Origin of the sequence: Streptomyces sp. NPDC085946 (assembly GCF_044540485.1) — a bacterium.
Lineage (GTDB): Bacteria > Actinomycetota > Actinomycetes > Streptomycetales > Streptomycetaceae > Streptomyces.
The window spans coordinates 378,610-394,581 of record NZ_JBITSF010000003.1 but is presented as its reverse complement, the minus strand read 5'-3'; the positions used below and the strand labels follow the sequence as shown (position 1 = coordinate 394,581).

Genomic DNA, 15,972 nt, shown 5'->3' with positions numbered 1-15,972 from the left:
GGCCGCCGGGATCACTGCACGATCTTCAGCAGGCGGTTCGGGGAGCCGGTGCCCGGACCGGTCACCTTGCCGGTGGTGGCGCCGGCGACCAGGGCCGAGGCGACCTGGGCCGGGGTCGAGGAGGTGTGGCCCGCCAGGTAGACCGCGGCCGCGCCGGCCACGTGCGGGGTCGCCATCGACGTGCCCGAGATGGTGCTGGTCGCGGTGTCGCCGGTGTGCCAGCCGGCCGTGATGGAGGAGCCGGGCGCGAAGATGTCCAGGACCGAGCCGTAGTTCGAGTAGCTCGCCCGGGCGTCGGTGCTGGTGGTGGCGCCCACGGTGATCGCCTCGGTGACCCGGGCCGGGGAGTACGAGGAGGCGTTGGCGTTGCTGTTGCCCGCCGCGACGGCGTACGTCACGCCGCTGGCTATGGAGGTGCGCACGGCCGTGTCCAGGGCCGTGGAGGCGCCGCCGCCCAGCGACAGGTTGGCGACCGAGGGGCCCGAGTGGTTCTTCGTCACCCAGTCGATGCCGGCGATCACGCCCGCCGTGGTGCCGGAGCCGTTGTTGTCCAGCACCCGCACCGCCACGATCTTCGCCTTCTTGGCGACGCCGTACGTCGTGCCCGCGACCGTGGTGGCCACGTGGGTGCCGTGGCCGTTGCCGTCGGAGGCGGTGGTGTCGCCGTCGACGGCGTCGTAGCCGTAGGAGGCCCGCCCGCTGATCTGCTGGTGCGTGATGCGCACGCCGGTGTCGATGACGTAGACGGTCACGCCGCTGCCCGCGGTGTCCGGATAGGTGTAGGTGCCGGAGAGCGGGAGCGAGGTCTGGTCGATCCGGTCCAGGCCCCAGGGCGCGCTGGACTGGGTGGCGGCGAGCCGCACGCGCTGGTTCTGCTCGACGGAGGCCACCGCCGGGTCGGCGGCGAGCCGCTTCGCCTCGGTCGCGGAGAGGGTCGCCGTGTAGCCGTTCAGCGCCGTGCCGAACGTCTTGCGCACCGTGCCGCCGTACTCCTCGACGAGGTCCTTGCCGGCGGCCGAGGACGCCTTGAGGCCCGCGCTCTTCTTGAGCGTGACGATGTAGCTGTCCTTGACGGCGGTGGGGGAGCCGGCGGCGAGCACCGTCCCCTCGGCGGGGGCCGCCTGGGCGGGCAGCGCGGTGAGCCCGCCCACGAGGGCGGCGGCCGCCGCGGACGTGAGGGCGGCGAACCGGAATCTCTTGCTACGCAGTGGTGCCATTACGAGGGAGTCCTCCTCAGGCGGCGCGCGCCCGGGTGGGGCGCACGCGGAGTGGGGGATGCGCGCGGGCTCGCGCACACGGTCGGGAGCGTCGCGTTCCGCCCCGGGCCGGAGTAAAGACTCGACCGGCTACGGGCGTAGATCAAGGGAGTTGAGCACGTGTCAACAAATCTGTCATGGGCATGAAACAGAACGGGCGATGAACGCGCCGGGCACGTCCCGTGACGCCCTCGAAAGTCTTGGCATGAACACTTCCCGTCAACACGCGTAGTTGGTACCACGGTTACGGCAGAGATCCTGCTAAAGGGAGGTTCCATGAGACGTTCCCGACTTGTGCTCTTCCTGAGCTCGCTGTTCCTCACCGCCGCCACCGCCCTCACGGGGGCCGCGACCGCCCAAGCGTCCCAACTCGCCGCCGCAGGCGGGTACGTGGCGCTCGGAGACTCCTACTCCTCGGGGGTCGGCGCCGGCAGCTACGACAGCGCCAGCGGCGACTGCAAGCGCAGCACGAAGGCCTTCCCGCGGCTGTGGGCCACCGCGAACGCCCCCTCGTCCTTCAATTTCACCGCCTGCTCGGGCGCCCGAACGGGTGATGTTCTGGCGAATCAACTCGCCCCGCTCAGCTCCGCCACCACGCTCGTCTCCGTCACCATCGGCGGCAACGACGCCGGGTTCGCCGACGTCATGACGACCTGTGTGCTCCAGTCCGACAGCGCCTGCATCTCCCGCATCAACACGGCCCGCGCCTACATCGACTCGACGCTCCCCGGCAAGCTCGACAGCGTCTACTCGGCGATCCGCTCCAAGGCCCCGAACGCCCGCGTCGTCGTCCTCGGCTACCCCCGCTTCTACCAGCTCGGCACCACCTGCCTCGGCATGTCCGAAACCAAGCGGAAGGCCATCAACGACGGCTCCGACCACCTGAACACCGCGATCGCCCGGCGCGTCGCCGCCCACGGCTTCGTCTGGGGCGACGTGCGCCCGACCTTCACCGGCCACGAGATCTGCTCCGGCAACTCCTGGCTGCACAGCGTCAACTGGCTCAGCATCGGCGACTCCTACCACCCGACCGCCGCCGGCCAGTCGGGCGGCTACCTGCCGGTCCTCAACAGCAACGACTGACCGTCCGCACCGGCCGGAACGGCCCGGCCCCGGCCCCGCGGCCGGTCAGCCGGACGCCGGACCGGAAGCCGAGGGGGAGGCCCCGTCCGCCGGGGTCTCCCCCTCGCACGTCACCGAGAACGGCACCGAGCCGGACGCCGTGCGCACCGGCTCCCGCACCTCGACGCCGATCCCGCTCGCGAACGTCCCGGTCTGCGCGTACGTCCTCAGCACCACCGTGTCCTGCCGCGTACGGCCGTCGCCCGCCGGGAACGACAGCGTCCTCCAGCCCTGGCCGGCCACCGAGCCGTCCCGCGTCACCCAGCGGTAGCTGACCTCCGCGGGCAGCCTCCCCACCGTGAACGTCGCCGTAAAAGCGGGCGCCTCCTCCTCCGGCAGCGGACAGCTCCCGGAGTACTCCGTGCGCGCCCCCGTCACGGTCACCCGCACCGACTGCGGCGCCGGGGCCCCGCTCCCCGTCTCCGCACCGCCCGTGCCGGGCGTCGGCTTCGGCTCCCCGGAGTCCGCGGTGCCCGCGTCCCGGCCCGGCGAGGGCGACAGCACCGCCTCCTGCCCGGCGGTGCCGCGGCCCTCCTGCCCGCCCTGCCCGCCCTTCCCGTCCTCGCGGTCCAGCAGCGCGTACGTCAGCCCGCCCACCGCCACCGCCAGCGCGGCCACCCCCGCGAGCAGCACCGCGACCGTGCGCCGGTCGCGCCCCGGCCGTGCGCCGGACGCCGCGGTGTCCGGCGCCGCGGCGGGCCCGGACCGCGCCGGCCCGCCGGGGCCCGGCACCGGGGAGGCGCCCGGCGGCCGCGGACGGGCCGTGACCGCCGGCGGACACGGCACCGCCCGGCCGCCGTCCGCCCGGGGCGCGCCCCCCGCGCCGACCGCCCGCAGCTCCCGCTCCGCCCGCCCGGCGGGCAGCCGTTCGGCCGGGTCCTTGCGCAGCAGTCCCTCGATCACCGGGGCGAGCGCACCGGCCCGGCGCGGCGGCGGCAGCTCCTCGTCGACGATCGCGTGCAGGGTGCTCAGCGGCGTGCTGCGGCGGAACGGGGAGGCGCCCTCGACGGCCGCGTACAGCAGCACGCCGAGCGACCACAGGTCCGACTCGGGACCGGGGGTGCGCCCCAGCGCGCGCTCCGGCGCGAGGAACTCGGGGGAGCCGACGACCTCGCCGGTCATGGTCAGCGCCGGGCTGCCCTCGACCGTGGCGATCCCGAAGTCGGTCAGCACGACCCGGCCGTCGTTCGCGACGAGCACGTTGCCCGGTTTCACGTCCCGGTGCAGCACCCCGGCGGCGTGCGCGGCGCGCAGCGCGGCCAGCACCTCCGCGCCGACCCGCGCGGCGCGCCGCGGCGGCAACGGGCCCTCGGCGTCCAGGACCTCGGCCAGGGACAGGCCGCGGACCAGTTCCATGACGATCCAGGGCCGCCCGCCGTCGGTGGCCACGTCGTACACCGTGACGACGCCGGGGTGGGCGATCCGGGCCGCCGCCCACGCCTCCCGTTCCAGCCGGGCGTACATCCGCTCCACGTCGTGGACCGGCAGTCCGGCCGGGGCGCGCACCTCCTTGACGGCGACCTCGCGGCGCAGCACCTCGTCGCGGGCGCGCCACACCGTGCCCATGCCGCCCTCGCCGAGCGGGGACAGGAGCCGGTAGCGACCGGCGATCACACGCTCACGGCCCGGTTCCTCGGACACGGGCGCCCCTTCCGCGCAGTCGGGCGAATTCCGGGGTTCGCTCCCTCTCCCAGGAAAGTTCCCCAGGAGAGTTCCCCGTGAAAGCGGCTCAGCCGAGTGCGGATGCCACCCCCTTGAACACCAGTCCGGCCCCCAGGGCCACGACGACGCACGCCGACCCGAGGGGCACGGCCCTGCGCACCAGCGCCGCCACCGGCCCGGCCGTCCGGCGGGGCCGCCGGTCCAGCAGCCGCGCCACGCCGCTGCCCGCCCTGACGACGGCGTACCCGGCCGCGGTGAGGGTCAGCGCCAGCCCCACGCCGTACGCGACCACGAGCAGCAGCCCGAACCAGGCCTGCCCGAGCGCGGCGGCGCCGACCAGCACCACCACGGCCGACGGGCTGGGCACCAGCCCGCCCGCGAAACCGAGCAGGATCGTGCCGCGGAGGGTGGGGGCGGCGGGGTGCGTGTGGGTGGACCCGCCGTGGGTGTGCTCGACGGCGTGGGCGTGGGCGTGGATGTGACCGTGGGCGTGCCCGTGGGCGTGGGCGTGCGGGCGGGCCCGGTCGCGCAGGGCGCGGCGGACGAGGCTCGCGCCCGCCAGGGTCACCAGGACGCCGCTCGCGACGCCGAGCCAGGCGATCACCGAGGGCGCGGCGGCCGAACCGGCCGTGACCAGGAGGCCGAGGGCGACCACGCCCAGGGTGTGCGTCACCGTCACCGAGGCGGCCAGCGGCAGGACGTCCCCCAGCCGGGCCCGGCCGCCCCGCGCGGCGGCGGTCGCGGCCATCAGCGTCTTGCCGTGGCCCGGGGCGAGCGCGTGCATCGCGCCCAGGCCGACGGCGACGAGCAGGGCGAGCGCGGCGAAGCCGGCGGTGAGGTCGTGCCGGGCGACCAGGCCGTCCAGGGCGCGCGTCCAGCGGTCGGCGCCGCGCGGCAGCACGGACGCGGCGGGCGCGCCGGTCCCCTCCTCCGCCAGGGCCGGTCCGCCCGGGCGCACGCGCAGCGCGGCGGACGCGGTGTCGGCGGGGGAGGACAGCAACTCCGCCGGGTAACGGGTCAGTTCCCGCGACACCGACTCCTCCGGCACGTCCGACGCGGTGAGCGTCGTCCGGTCGCCGCGCGCGGTGATCTCCCGCCAGCCCGGCCCGGAGGAGGCACCGGCGCTCCGGAAGCCGAGGGCCACCGGGCCGTCGTCCGGGAGGGCGGCGGTCAGCCGGCACTCCACGCGGAGCGTGTCGAGCCCGGCCTGCCCGGGCCGCACGCGCGCGTGCGCGCGGTCCACGGCGAGCGCGGCCGGCCGTCCGTCGGCCGTGACCTCGCTGTCCCGCGCGGCCGACGCGCACCGCTGCCGGGCCCACGCGGCCATGCCCTGGCGCTCGATGTCCGGCCGGGCCTGGGTCGCCGGGATCTCGGCGAGGTCCTCGACGTGGTGGACCCGGAGGCGGCCGGGCGCGGCGACGAGGCCGTCGTAGCGGTTGACGGTGAAGTTGCCCAGCGGGTGGGCGCCCGCGGGGACGGCGGGGAGCAGCACGAGCGCGCAGGCGGCCGTGAGGACGGCCGCGGCGCGGGCGAGCGGGCGGCGCGCGCTCACCGGGACGCCGCCAGGTCCTTCAGCGCCGCACGGGCCTCGCGCGCGCCCAGCGGCGAGAAGCCGGGGTCCAGTTCCAGCGCCGCCGTGAGGAAGGTACGCGCCTCGGCGCGGTGGCCGGCGGCGCGCGCGATCATGCCGCGGTGGTGGAGGAACACCGCGTTGCGGTAGCCGGTGGCCGTGGCCCGGCGGGCGTACGGCAGGGCCTCCTCGTCGCGGCCGGCGGCGTGCAGGGCCCAGGCCAGGGCGTCGGCGGTGTGCACGCTGTGCCGCCGGTCCCACGCGGCGCGGGCCGCGCGCAGGGCCTCCTCGGCGTCGCCGTGGTCGGCGGCGGCCAAGGCGGTGTCGAGGTCGGCGTCGACCCCACCGGCGCGGGCGAGCGCGGTCCACGCGCCGACGAGGGCGTACTGGTCGCGGGCCCGGGCCCGGTCGCCCCGGGCCTCGTACAGCTCGCCGAGCGCGACCAGCGGCCCGGGCAGCGGGGAACGGGCGACGATCCGCTCCAGGTCCTCGACGGCCGCGTCGCGGTCGCCGCTCGCGGCCCGGGCGCGGGCGCGGCCCTCCAGGGCGGGGAGGTGGTCCTCGTCGGCGGCGAGGGCCCGGGCGTAGTGCCGCAGGGCCGCCGGGTGATCGCCCTGGTTGCGGGCGAGGTCGCCGAGCGCGGTCGCGACGTACGCCACGTCCGGCGGCGCGACGGCGGCGGCGAGCGCCTGCTCCAGCACCCGGCGCGCGGTCCGGACGTCGCCGCGCAGCTCGCACACGTACGCGTACCGCGTGAAGACGGGCACCCCCGGCCGCCTGTCGTCGGCGGTGTCGGCGGCCTCGGCCGCCTCCGCGTACCGGCCCAGTTCGACGAGGGCGTCGATGCGGACCGCCAGGGCGCGTTCGCCGTAGGGATTGCGCCGCAGCGCCCGGTCGGCGTACCGCAGCGCGCCGGTGAAGTCGTGCCGCGCGGCGGCCAGGGCGGCCCGGCCGGCCAGGGCCTGGTCGTTGCCGGGCGCGAGGGCCAGGGACCGCTTCAGGGCCCGCTCGGCCCGCGGGTAGCGCGACGGGTCGCCGTCGGTGCGGGCCCGCTCCACCTCGGCGAGGCCGAGCGCCGCCCACGCCCGGAAGTCCCGCGGCTGCCCGCGCAGCCGGGCCTGGAGCGAGCGGATGTCCGCGGCGGCGTCGCCCCCGGCCGGGACGCCGGGCGGCAGGGCACCGCCCGCGGGCGCGGCGGCGGCCGCGGCGCCACGGCCGTCCCGTACGGCTCCCACCGCGACGGCCCCCGCGGTCATCGCGACCGCCAGCAGCGCGGCGCACCCCGCCAGCCGGGCCGCCCGCCACCGCCGTCCGGCGGCGGCCGCCCGCCGCACCGCCGCCACCCGCCGGTCCCCGGCCCCGTCGGGGGAGCCGGTGTCCGGGCCGGGGGCGGTGCCGGCGGGCCGCCGGGCGGTGTCCGGGGCGTCGCCGCGCCCGTGCGCCGGCGCGGGCGGCGCGTCCGCGCTCCGCTCGTGCTCCGGCGCACCGGCCGGCTCCTCGCCCGGCGCGCGCTCCGGCGCGCTGTCGTTCGTACGCGGAGGCATGCCTCTCCTCGGCTTTCTCGTACGGAAGTCGGGGCGCGGCCCGCCGTGGGGGACGGGGAGCGGGCCGCGCCGGTCGGTGGCGGAGCGGGTCAGTACGCCCGGTCCCGGGTGCGGCGCCACCACAGCAGGGCGGTGCCGGCCAGGAGGACGCCGCCGGCGCCGGCTCCCGCGGACAGGGCGATCAGGCCCGTGTCGTCGGAGCCCGCCGCGGCGGCCGGCCGCAGCGCGTCGCCGAGCCCGCTGCGCACGTCGTTGCCGCCGCCGACGCCCCGGGCGAGCGGGCCGCGCGACCCCTCGGTCGGGTCGGCCAGGTACGGGAAGGAGTGGCCGAACTTCTTGTCGTTCGCGTCGACCGCGTCGCCCAGGTCGTTCTTCGCGCCGAGCAGTTCGCCCTCGACCACCTGGAGCGAGGCGTCGATGACGTCGTCGGTGAGGCGGCGGCCGTTGGGGAAGCCCGCGTTGTCGCCGTCCAGGACGCCCAGGCGCTTGGGCCGCGCGGCCGGCTCGACGGAGGTGTTGAGGCGCAGCTGCTCGGACGGGGTCACGTGCGGCGGCCGGTTGAGGCCCTCGACGCCCTTGAGGAAGACGTCGACCAGGTCGTTGCGCGGCCCGGCGGGCGCCTCGATCTTGTAGATGGCCTCGATGAGCTTCGGCAGCTCGGGGTCGGTGACGTTCTCCAGGAACTGCGCGTCGTCGCGGGGCACGGAGGCGTTGAAGGTGTCCTTGTCCTCCAGCGGGTTGACGACCTCGTTGACGAGCGGGTTGCCCAGCCGGGAGACCTGGGTGAAGCGGCCCTGCGCGTTCTTGCGCCGGGTGGTGGACCAGATGCCGACGACCGGCTGGTCCGCCGACTCCGTGATCAGGTGGTGGGGCACCTGCAGGGCGATCGAGTTGACGTTGTAGCCCTTGAGGGTGTCGTTGCCGACCTCGGACAGGTTCCCGCCGTACAGCAGGTCGAAGACGCGCAGGTCCAGGAAGAACGGGTCGTCGGCCTGCCCGGCGAACGTCGTCGCGCCGCCGGCCAGCGGGTGGACCGCCTGCTTGCGCAGCGCGCCGTAGTCCGGCATGGACGCCTTGCCGACGTTCGACGGCGCCACCGGCACGTCGTCGGCGATCCTCGTCCGCGACACCAGGCGCCGGCCCTCCAGCTTCAGCAGCTCGATGTCGTACGTCTGCGTGACGTTGAGGTCGGGGTCGTCGAGGCTGGTGACCGGACCGGTGTTGTAGAGGAACGTCCTGCCGTTCTTCACGTGCGTCCGGAACGTGTAGCGGAACACCAGGTCGCCCTGCGCGTCGCCGTCGTTGTCGATGTGCAGGTCGTACTGGGCGTCCTCGGCGAACGGGAAGAAGTTCGGCCCGCCCGCCGGTTCCTGCAACGGTGCCCAGTTCGCGATGACGGTCGTCGTGTCCGGCTTGTCCGGGCTGACGAAGGCGTACACGTCCGTGTTGTCGTACTGCGGGGTTCCCGAGATCAGCGGGGCCTCCCGGTGGCTGGAGGCGGCGGCCGCCCCCGGTTCCAGCGCGGTCGCGCCGGCGGCCGCGAGACCGCCGGCGGCCAGCGCCCCGCAGATCAGGGTGGCGACGCCACCGCGTCCCGCACCGGTCCTGGAGATAGGTGTCATGCCGTCCGTCCTCCGTGCCAACTTGCCTGACGCCGGGGCATTCGGAGCGGCGGCGCAACCGGATTGGTGGAGCCGCGAACTTTCCCGCGGACGGCATTTCCCGCCGCCCGACCCGCGTTTTCGGCCCGCTGATCCGTACCACCCCTGCGGAGGCGCGCGCCGCGCCTGCCTCGGGTGCGAGGGACGGTGGGAATGCCTCGGATGGTGGGACGGGCCGCGTGCCGGCCGGGAGAGGGGGACACGGTGGAGGCGGACGAGCTGCTGATGCTCGTGGCGGGCGGTGACCACCAGGCGTTCGAGCGGCTCTACGGCCTGGTGTCCGGACCGGTGTACGGGCTGGTGCGGCGCGTGGTGCGCGACCCCGCCCAGTCCGAGGAGGTGGCCCAGGAGGTGCTGCTGGAGATGTGGCGGTCCGCCGCGCGGTTCGACCCCGGCCGGGGCAGCGCGCTGTCCTGGGTCCTCACCCTCGCCCACCGCCGCGCCGTCGACCGGGTGCGCAGCGCCCGCGCGGCCGGGGAGCGCGAGGAGCGCGAGGCCCGGCGGGCCCACCGTCCCGCCTTCGACCAGGTCGCCGAGGAGGTCGAGGCCGGCCTCGAACGCGAGTGGGTGCGCCGCTGCCTGGACCGCCTCACCGCCCTGCAACGCCAGTCCGTCACCCTCGCCTACTACGAGGGGTACACCTACCGTGAGGTGGCCGAGCGGCTCTCCCTGCCGCTGGGCACGGTCAAGACCCGGATGCGCGACGGACTGACCCGGCTGCGCGACTGCCTGGGAGGTGCCGCATGAGCCTGCTCGACCGGCTGCTGCGCCGCGAGGACCTCCACTCGCTCGCCGCGCCCTACGCGCTGGACGCCCTGGAACCCGCCGAGCGCGTCCGCTTCGAGAAGCACCTGAGCGGCTGCGACCGCTGCGCCGCCGAGGTGCGGGCGCTGTCCGAGGACGCCCTGCGGCTCGCCTGGTCGACGGCCGCCCCGGCGCCCGCCGCCCTGCGCGAACGGGTCCTGGCCGCCGTCCGCACGATGCCGCAGGAACCGGCGCCGGCGCGTGGGCACAGGTCCACGCTGCCGCCGCACGTGTGGGGCGTCCGGCCGCCGCCCGCGCGCGCCCGGGCGCTCCGGGCGCGCCCCCGGTTCGCGCCGTTCGCCACGGCGACGGCCGCCGCGGCCCTGGTCGTCGCCGCGCTCTTCGCCGTCCAGGCCGACCGGACGCAGGACCAACTGGCCGCCCAGCAGGCCCGGGCACGTGAGATCGCCCACGTTCTGGCCGCTCCGGACGCCCGCGCGGGCAGCGGACGGGACGCCCGGGGCGGCACGATCGGAGTGATCGCTTCCGCATCCGAGGGGCGCGCCGTCGTCACCCTCGGCGGGTACGGCGCCCTGCCCGACGACCGCGTACACCAGCTCTGGGTCATGCGCCCGGGCGCGCAACCGCGCTCCCTCGGGCTCTTCGACGGCGACACGCCCTTGGTGGCGTCCGGCCTCGACGCCGCGTCGACGTCACTCGCCGTAACCGTCGAGCCTGACGGGGGATCACCCCGGCCCACCAGCCAGCCTGTTGTCCAACTCGCCCTGAAATCGCTCGGATTCGGAGAGTAATCGTCAACCGTCTTACGGGGAAGGTGAATCCTGTGACCGCGATACACGCGTGCCGCACCCAGGCGATAGGGTTACCCTGCCCGGGCCGGGTGGACTCGTACGGGTGGGGAGTGACATGGAGCAGATAACAGTGCGCAGCAGGGCGAGGGTCCCTGCGATCACCTACGGGAGCAGTGCGAGCAGTTCGCGGCTCGACCGGCACCTCTCGATACTGTCGGGACCGGCGGTCCCGCAGCGCGAGACGCTGGAGGCGACCTCGCTGATGCTGGAGCTGACGGCGCGCGAGCCCGTGCGCGACCACAGCGGCAGGGCCGCGCGCGTGCGCCACGTCTCGCTCTTCGCGCCGTTGCGGCGGCTGCGCCGCTCGCTGTTCGGCGGCCGGTAGGAATCACGCCCGGACGGCCACCGGCCCGGCGCAGCGCTGCGCACGCGTCGTCCGTCATCCCCACGGCACGCAGCGCCGCCGCCCCGGTGTCCTTCCGGGCGCGGGCCCGTCCCCCGTCGGTGCCCCGCCCCGGCCCGGCAGTCACCGGAGGCTTCCCGCCCACCGCCTCCGGCACCGAGCGAGTCCGCCTCCGGCACCGGGCGAGTCCGCCGCGCGGTCACCGCTCGCCGTGCGCGTACCGGCGTGCGACGAGCGGTGCGAAGACCGCGCGGAGCACCGCGCGCCTGGCCAGCGACCCGGCCCAGGTCCGCGACCCGGCCCAGGTCCGCGACCCGGCGACGGGACGTGCCACCGGCCAAGCCGCCCTCTCCCGATCCGCCACCCGGCGGCGCTCCCGGGACGACCCGTACTCCCCGCCCGGCACCGCGGGCGTACCGCCGAACGCGGGTGCGGCACCGCGATGCGCTAGAGCAGCACCAACTGGCCCTCCGGGCCCTCCTCCCGGCCGTCCAGGACCGAGGCGGGCCGGCGGGCCGCGTCCGGTGCCGGGAGGACGCCGGCCGCGCGCAGCTCGGCCGCCGTGATCGGGTCGGGTGCCGTCAGCTCCTCCTGCCGGGGGCGCAGCTCCGCGAGCAGGGCCAGGACCGTGACCAGCTCCAGCAGTTCCGACGTCCACGCCTGCGGCCACGTGGCCGGGCGGATCGCGGCGAGCGTGCCCGGCTCGGCCGGGGCGGTGCGGACCGCGAACCAGTGCTCCAGCACCCGGACCCCGGCCACCTCGAAGTCCCACGCCCCGGGCGGCACCGGGGAGACCCGGCCCTCGTCGAGGAACAGGACCTCCTCGTCCCGGTCGTACGCCAGGGTCAGGGGCCGGGAGGGCAGCGGGGCGCGGACGTAGGGGCGGCGGCCGCCGGGCAGCTTGGGACGCTCGCCGTCGCGCCGCATCAGCCACAGCATCCGGCGGCCCACCGCCACGCCCCGCGCCCAGGCCCCGGCGTCCGCGGTGAGCGGGACGACGGGACCGGGGCGGACCGCGGCCACGATCCACGCCAGGACGTCGAGGGGCTCGGGGCGTCCGCCCAGCCGCTCGCCCAGGTGGTCCAGCAGGCCCGGCGCCAGGTTGGGTTCGGCGCCGCCGGGACGTCGGTACAGGGGGCGGACGCGGCCGGGGCGCAGCAGCGGCAGCGCGGAGGTCGCCAGCAGGAGCGGGCCGGGGGAGCCGGGGGCGGCCGCCGTCTCCACGGCGAAGACCTGGTGCGCGTCCGCCACCCGCCACAACTCCGGGCGGGCCGCGTCGATCAGCCGGTGGTCGGGCAGCAGCCACTGCTCGTCGAAGGGGGCGTGCAGCACGCGCACCGGCTCCGGGCAGGGGCCCGAGGCGCGCAGCAGCCGCTCGGTGCCGCCGGCCTGCCCCGGCAGCCGGCCGACCGCCGTGTGCAGGGTCCGGGCGCGCGTCGGCTGGAACAGCGCCTCCCGGTCGGGTCCCGCGGCCTTCACCAGCGCGTCCCAACGGGCCTTCAGGGACGCCGCGTCGGGGGCCGCCGGCCACCCCCGGCCGAGCCGCGGCGGTGCGACGGACCACGGCATGAGGTCCGCCAGCGGCGGAGCGTCGTCGTGCGTCACGCTGGGCATGGTACGGCCTGCCCGCGGGCCGCGGGTCAGGTGGCGTCCAGCGTCACCGTGAAGGAGAAACGGTCCCCGCGGTAGTGGATGACGGCCACGTCCAGGGCCCGGCCGTCGCCGTCGTACGTCACGCCCGTGTAGTGCAGGATCGGGCTGAGCAGCGGGACGTCCAGCAGCCGGGCCGTCTCCGGGTCCGCGAGCCGCGCCTGGACCGTGTCCGTGATGCGGCTGATGTCCGCCCCCACGACGTCCCGCAGCACCTTGGTCATCGGCCAGCGCATCAGGTCGTCCGGGTCGACGCGGGCGGCCAGTTCGGGGCGGATCCAGTTGCGGGCGTGGTTGGTCGGCTCGCCGGTCCTCTCGTCGCTGCGCAGCCGGTGGTACGTGGCCACCTCGGCCAGGTCCGGGAAGTGCTCGGCGAGTTCGGCCGGCACCGGCGCGCGGCCGTGGTCCAGCAGTTCGGTCGTCATGCCGGACTGCTGGGCCACGATGGCGTCCACCGAGCCGAGCAGGCGCACCGGGGCGCCCCGCCGCACCCCGGGCTCGATGAACGTGCCGCGCCGCCGGTGGCGGGTGATCAGCCCCTCGTCCTCCAGCTCCTTCAGCGCCTGCCGCATGGTCAGCACGCTCACGCCGTAGTGCCCGGCGAGCTGCTCCTCGGTGGGCAGGCGCAGCGGGTCCCGGGGCGAGCGGCCGAGGATCGAGGCGCGCAGCGACTGCGACACCTGGTACCAGAGCGGCAACTTGCGGTTCAGGACGATCGAGTCCGGGGCGAAGGAGGTCACGGCTGTCATCCGTACCGGTAGGGAACGATCGGTGCAAGGGACGGGTGGGGGCCGGGCGCGGAGCGGGGCCGGTGGGGCGGGGTCAGCGCCGGGGGTCGAAGTGCCGCTCCAGGCCCCGCCACACGTCGTCGTAGCCCTGCTGGAGGTGCTCCGCGCGCTGCGCCTGCGCGGTGAGGGTGACCGGCCAGCGGGTCTCGAACATGAACGCCAGCCCGTCGTCGATCTTCTGCGGCCTCAGCTCGGCGGCGCTGGCCCGGTCGAAGGTCTCCCGGTCCGGCCCGTGCGCCGACATCATGTTGTGCAGCGAGCCGCCGCCCGGCACGAACCCCTCGGCCTTGGCGTCGTAGGCGCCCTCGATCAGGCCCATGTACTCGCTCATCACGTTCCGGTGGAAGTACGGCGGCCGGAAGGTGTCCTCGCCGACCAGCCAGCGCGGCGCGAACACGACGAAGTCGACGCCCGCCAGGCCCGGGGTGTCGCTCGGCGAGGTCAGCACGGTGAAGATCGACGGGTCGGGGTGGTCGTAGGAGATGGTCCCGATGACGTTGAAGCGGCGCAGGTCGTAGGCGTAGGGCACGTAGTTGCCGTGCCAGGCGACCACGTCGAGCGGGGAGTGGTCGTAGGTGGCCGTCCACAGGGTGCCGCAGAACTTGTTGACCACCTCCACCGGGCCCTCGACGTCCTCGTAGGCGGCGACCGGCGCCCGGAAGTCACGGGGGTTGGCCAGGCCGTTGGCGCCGATGGGGCCGAGGTCGGGCAGGCGGAAGGGGGCGCCGTAGTTCTCGCACACGTAGCCGCGGGCGATGTCGTCCAGGAGCTCCACACGGAAGCGGACCCCACGGGGGACCAGCGCGATGTGTCCCGGCTCCACGTGGAGCAGGCCGAACTCGGTGCGCAGCAGCAGGCCGCCGCGCTCGGGGACGATCAGCAGCTCGCCGTCGGCGTCGCTGAACACGCGCTCCATGGAGGCGTCGGCGTGGTAGAGGTGCACGGCCATGCCGGTGCGCTGGGTCGCGTCGCCGTTGCCGCCGAGGGTCCACAGGCCGGCCAGGAAGTCGGTGCCCGGGGCGGGTGCGGGCAGCGGGTTCCAGCGCAGCCGGTTGGGGTCGGGGACCGTCTCGGTGAAGGGCGCGGTGCGGATCGCCCCGTTGTCGGCGCGGGTGAACGCGGGGTGCGCGGCCGACGGGCGGATCCGGTACAGCCACGAACGGCGGTTGTGCGCCCGCGGCTCGGTGAAGGCCGTGCCGCTCAGCTGCTCCGCGTACAGCCCGAGCGGGGCGCGCTGCGGCGCGTTGCGGCCCTCGGGCAGGGCGCCCGGGACGGCCTCGGAGCTGTGCTCGTTGCCGAACCCGGTGAGGTGGGTCAGCCCCTCGGCGATCTTCCGTGCGTCCCCGCTCATGTCACTGCTCCCTCGCAGAACCGATTCCTATGGGACACCGTAGGATTGCGGTTTCCCGGGCGCAAGGGGTCGGTGCGGTCCGTCGCCTTCCTCGTCGCTGTCTCCTCTCTGCGGAGGAGCGGGAACCCGACTTGAGACGGATTCCCGCTCTCGCACCCCTGTTCTACGCTCGCGGGCATGTCGTGGACGCGGAGCCGCACCGCCGCGCTCGCGGCCTGTGTCCTGCTGCTGGGCGGAGTCACGGGCTGCGGCGCGGGCGGTGCCCGGGAGCAGGGGGAGGGCCCGCCGGCCTCGCCGTCGGGCGGGCCGCTGCGGGACGCGGACGCCCGGGACCGGCCCCACCGCGAGGTGGACGAGGAGGACGCGCCCCGGGTGCGCGTCGAGGTCCAGCCCGGCGCCGGCGGCGCGTGGGACGTGCGCCTGTCCGTGCGCGCCTTCCGCTTCTCGCCGGCCGGCGCGGCGCCGCGGGCGGTGGCCGGCCGCGGCCTGGCCCGCCTCTACCTGGACGGCCGCCCGGTCGCCGAACTCCGCGCCCCCGCGTACCGCCTGCCCGCCCGGCTCGTCCCGCGCGGCACCCATCAGGTCACCGCCCGGCTGTACGCCGACGACGGCACGGCGTGGGCGGTGGACGGCGAACCGGTGCAGAGCACCGCCGACATCACGGTCTCCGGGCCGGGGGCGGCGGACCGGTGAGGGGGACGGGTCCGCGATTCCGTACCGTGGGCGGAGGTTCACCGGACCGCGCCGGAAAGGCATCATGAAGCCCGTGCCCCATGCGACCTCGCTCCGCCGCGCCCCCGTGCAGCGGCGCAGCGCCGAACGGCTGACCAGGATCCTCGACGCCTGCGCCGACCTCCTCGACGAGGTCGGCTACGACGCCCTGAGCACCCGCGCCGTGGCCGAGCGCGCCGGCGTGCCCATCGGGTCCGTCTACCGCTTCTTCGGCAACAAGCGGCAGATGGCCGACGCGCTGGCCCAGCGCAACCTGGAGCGCTACTCCGAGCGGGTCGCGGAGCGCCTGCGCGCGCTCGGCGACGCCGGCTGGCGCGCGGCCCTGGACGCCGTGCTCGACGAGTACCTCGGCATGAAGCGCACCGCGCCCGGCTTCTGCCTCGTCGACTTCGGCAACCAGATCCCGGTCGGCGCCCGCCGTGCCGAGCCCAACCTGCGGGTCGCCGACCGGATCGCCGGGCTGCTCTCCGGCTACCTCGGCCGGGAGCCCGACGAGGACCTGCGCCGCACCTTCCTCGTCGCCGTGGAGACCGCCGACACCCTCGTCCACCTCGCCTTCCGGGTGGCACCGGACGGGGACGCGCGGGTCATCGAGGAGATGCGGGAGCTGCTCCGGGCGTACCTGGCCCGGGTGATGGACTGATCCGGGCCGCGCGGCCGCCGCGGATTCCCGAACC

General features: G+C 75.9%; 14 protein-coding genes. 6 read left to right on the top strand and 8 right to left on the bottom strand.

Annotation, left to right across the window (positions count from 1 at the left end):
* Positions 1 to 11: 11 nt before the first annotated feature.
* The gene (locus ACIF8T_RS09715; RefSeq protein WP_400032964.1) at positions 12 to 1,217 is read right to left on the bottom strand and encodes a S8 family peptidase; all 1,206 of its coding nucleotides are present in this window, start codon (positions 1,215 to 1,217) and stop codon (positions 12 to 14) included.
* 315 nt (positions 1,218 to 1,532) lie between these two features.
* On the opposite strand from ACIF8T_RS09715, the gene ACIF8T_RS09710 reads away from it, so the two are divergent.
* Positions 1,533 to 2,339 (top strand): SGNH/GDSL hydrolase family protein, encoded by an 807-nt coding sequence (locus ACIF8T_RS09710; protein ID WP_400032962.1) that lies wholly within the window; start codon positions 1,533 to 1,535, stop codon positions 2,337 to 2,339.
* Positions 2,340 to 2,384: 45 nt separating this feature from the next.
* Here ACIF8T_RS09710 and ACIF8T_RS09705 read toward each other — a convergent pair whose 3' ends face one another.
* From ACIF8T_RS09705 to ACIF8T_RS09690, 4 genes are all read right to left on the bottom strand, one after another.
* Positions 2,385 to 4,019 (bottom strand): protein kinase, encoded by a 1,635-nt coding sequence (locus tag ACIF8T_RS09705; RefSeq protein ID WP_400032960.1) that lies wholly within the window; start codon positions 4,017 to 4,019, stop codon positions 2,385 to 2,387.
* A gap of 88 nt (positions 4,020 to 4,107) precedes the next feature.
* Positions 4,108 to 5,592 carry a nickel transporter gene (locus ACIF8T_RS09700; RefSeq protein WP_400032958.1) on the bottom strand — a complete coding sequence of 495 codons (1,485 nt, stop codon included), beginning with the start codon at positions 5,590 to 5,592 and terminating at the stop codon, positions 4,108 to 4,110.
* The gene (locus tag ACIF8T_RS09695) at positions 5,589 to 7,154 is read right to left on the bottom strand and encodes a tetratricopeptide repeat protein (RefSeq protein ID WP_400032956.1); all 1,566 of its coding nucleotides are present in this window, start codon (positions 7,152 to 7,154) and stop codon (positions 5,589 to 5,591) included. The genes ACIF8T_RS09700 and ACIF8T_RS09695 overlap by 4 nt, the downstream gene beginning before the upstream one ends.
* Before the next feature lie 89 nt (positions 7,155 to 7,243).
* The gene (locus ACIF8T_RS09690; protein WP_400032954.1) at positions 7,244 to 8,776 is read right to left on the bottom strand and encodes a DUF4331 domain-containing protein; all 1,533 of its coding nucleotides are present in this window, start codon (positions 8,774 to 8,776) and stop codon (positions 7,244 to 7,246) included.
* A 243-nt stretch (positions 8,777 to 9,019) separates the two neighbouring features.
* Here ACIF8T_RS09690 and ACIF8T_RS09685 point away from each other — a divergent pair, with 243 nt between their 5' ends.
* From ACIF8T_RS09685 to ACIF8T_RS09675, 3 genes are all read left to right on the top strand, one after another.
* On the top strand, positions 9,020 to 9,562 hold the full coding sequence (locus ACIF8T_RS09685; RefSeq protein ID WP_400032952.1) for a sigma-70 family RNA polymerase sigma factor: 543 nt from the start codon (positions 9,020 to 9,022) through the stop codon (positions 9,560 to 9,562).
* Complete coding sequence (locus ACIF8T_RS09680; protein WP_400032950.1) at positions 9,559 to 10,371, top strand: anti-sigma factor domain-containing protein; 813 nt, start codon at positions 9,559 to 9,561, stop codon at positions 10,369 to 10,371. The genes ACIF8T_RS09685 and ACIF8T_RS09680 overlap by 4 nt, the downstream gene beginning before the upstream one ends.
* 115 nt (positions 10,372 to 10,486) lie before the next feature.
* The gene (locus ACIF8T_RS09675; RefSeq protein WP_400032948.1) at positions 10,487 to 10,756 is read left to right on the top strand and encodes a hypothetical protein; all 270 of its coding nucleotides are present in this window, start codon (positions 10,487 to 10,489) and stop codon (positions 10,754 to 10,756) included.
* Between the two features lie 465 nt (positions 10,757 to 11,221).
* Here ACIF8T_RS09675 and ACIF8T_RS09670 read toward each other — a convergent pair whose 3' ends face one another.
* The 3 genes from ACIF8T_RS09670 to hmgA all read right to left on the bottom strand — a co-directional run bounded on the left by ACIF8T_RS09670 (position 11,222) and on the right by hmgA (position 14,563).
* Positions 11,222 to 12,388 carry a type ISP restriction/modification enzyme gene (locus ACIF8T_RS09670; protein WP_400032947.1) on the bottom strand — a complete coding sequence of 389 codons (1,167 nt, stop codon included), beginning with the start codon at positions 12,386 to 12,388 and terminating at the stop codon, positions 11,222 to 11,224.
* A 26-nt stretch (positions 12,389 to 12,414) separates the two neighbouring features.
* Complete coding sequence (locus ACIF8T_RS09665) at positions 12,415 to 13,164, bottom strand: GntR family transcriptional regulator (RefSeq protein WP_400032945.1); 750 nt, start codon at positions 13,162 to 13,164, stop codon at positions 12,415 to 12,417.
* A gap of 82 nt (positions 13,165 to 13,246) precedes the next feature.
* Positions 13,247 to 14,563 carry a homogentisate 1,2-dioxygenase gene (gene hmgA / locus ACIF8T_RS09660; protein ID WP_400032943.1) on the bottom strand — a complete coding sequence of 439 codons (1,317 nt, stop codon included), beginning with the start codon at positions 14,561 to 14,563 and terminating at the stop codon, positions 13,247 to 13,249.
* Between the two features lie 177 nt (positions 14,564 to 14,740).
* Between hmgA and ACIF8T_RS09655 the strand changes: the two genes are divergently transcribed.
* Positions 14,741 to 15,256 carry a hypothetical protein gene (locus ACIF8T_RS09655; protein ID WP_400032941.1) on the top strand — a complete coding sequence of 172 codons (516 nt, stop codon included), beginning with the start codon at positions 14,741 to 14,743 and terminating at the stop codon, positions 15,254 to 15,256.
* Positions 15,257 to 15,320: 64 nt separating this feature from the next.
* On the top strand, positions 15,321 to 15,938 hold the full coding sequence (locus ACIF8T_RS09650) for a TetR family transcriptional regulator (protein WP_400032939.1): 618 nt from the start codon (positions 15,321 to 15,323) through the stop codon (positions 15,936 to 15,938).
* Positions 15,939 to 15,972: the final 34 nt, after the last annotated feature.

Coding starts and splice junctions, on each gene's coding strand:
- ACIF8T_RS09710 (WP_400032962.1), top strand. CDS start 1,533: ATGAGACGTTCCCGACTTGTGCTCTTCCTGAGCTCGCTGTTCCTCACC.
- ACIF8T_RS09670 (WP_400032947.1), bottom strand. CDS start 12,388: ATGCCCAGCGTGACGCACGACGACGCTCCGCCGCTGGCGGACCTCATG.
- ACIF8T_RS09675 (WP_400032948.1), top strand. CDS start 10,487: ATGGAGCAGATAACAGTGCGCAGCAGGGCGAGGGTCCCTGCGATCACC.
- ACIF8T_RS09655 (WP_400032941.1), top strand. CDS start 14,741: ATGTCGTGGACGCGGAGCCGCACCGCCGCGCTCGCGGCCTGTGTCCTG.
- ACIF8T_RS09715 (WP_400032964.1), bottom strand. CDS start 1,217: ATGGCACCACTGCGTAGCAAGAGATTCCGGTTCGCCGCCCTCACGTCC.
- ACIF8T_RS09690 (WP_400032954.1), bottom strand. CDS start 8,776: ATGACACCTATCTCCAGGACCGGTGCGGGACGCGGTGGCGTCGCCACC.
- ACIF8T_RS09680 (WP_400032950.1), top strand. CDS start 9,559: ATGAGCCTGCTCGACCGGCTGCTGCGCCGCGAGGACCTCCACTCGCTC.
- hmgA (WP_400032943.1), bottom strand. CDS start 14,563: ATGAGCGGGGACGCACGGAAGATCGCCGAGGGGCTGACCCACCTCACC.
- ACIF8T_RS09650 (WP_400032939.1), top strand. CDS start 15,321: ATGAAGCCCGTGCCCCATGCGACCTCGCTCCGCCGCGCCCCCGTGCAG.
- ACIF8T_RS09695 (WP_400032956.1), bottom strand. CDS start 7,154: ATGCCTCCGCGTACGAACGACAGCGCGCCGGAGCGCGCGCCGGGCGAG.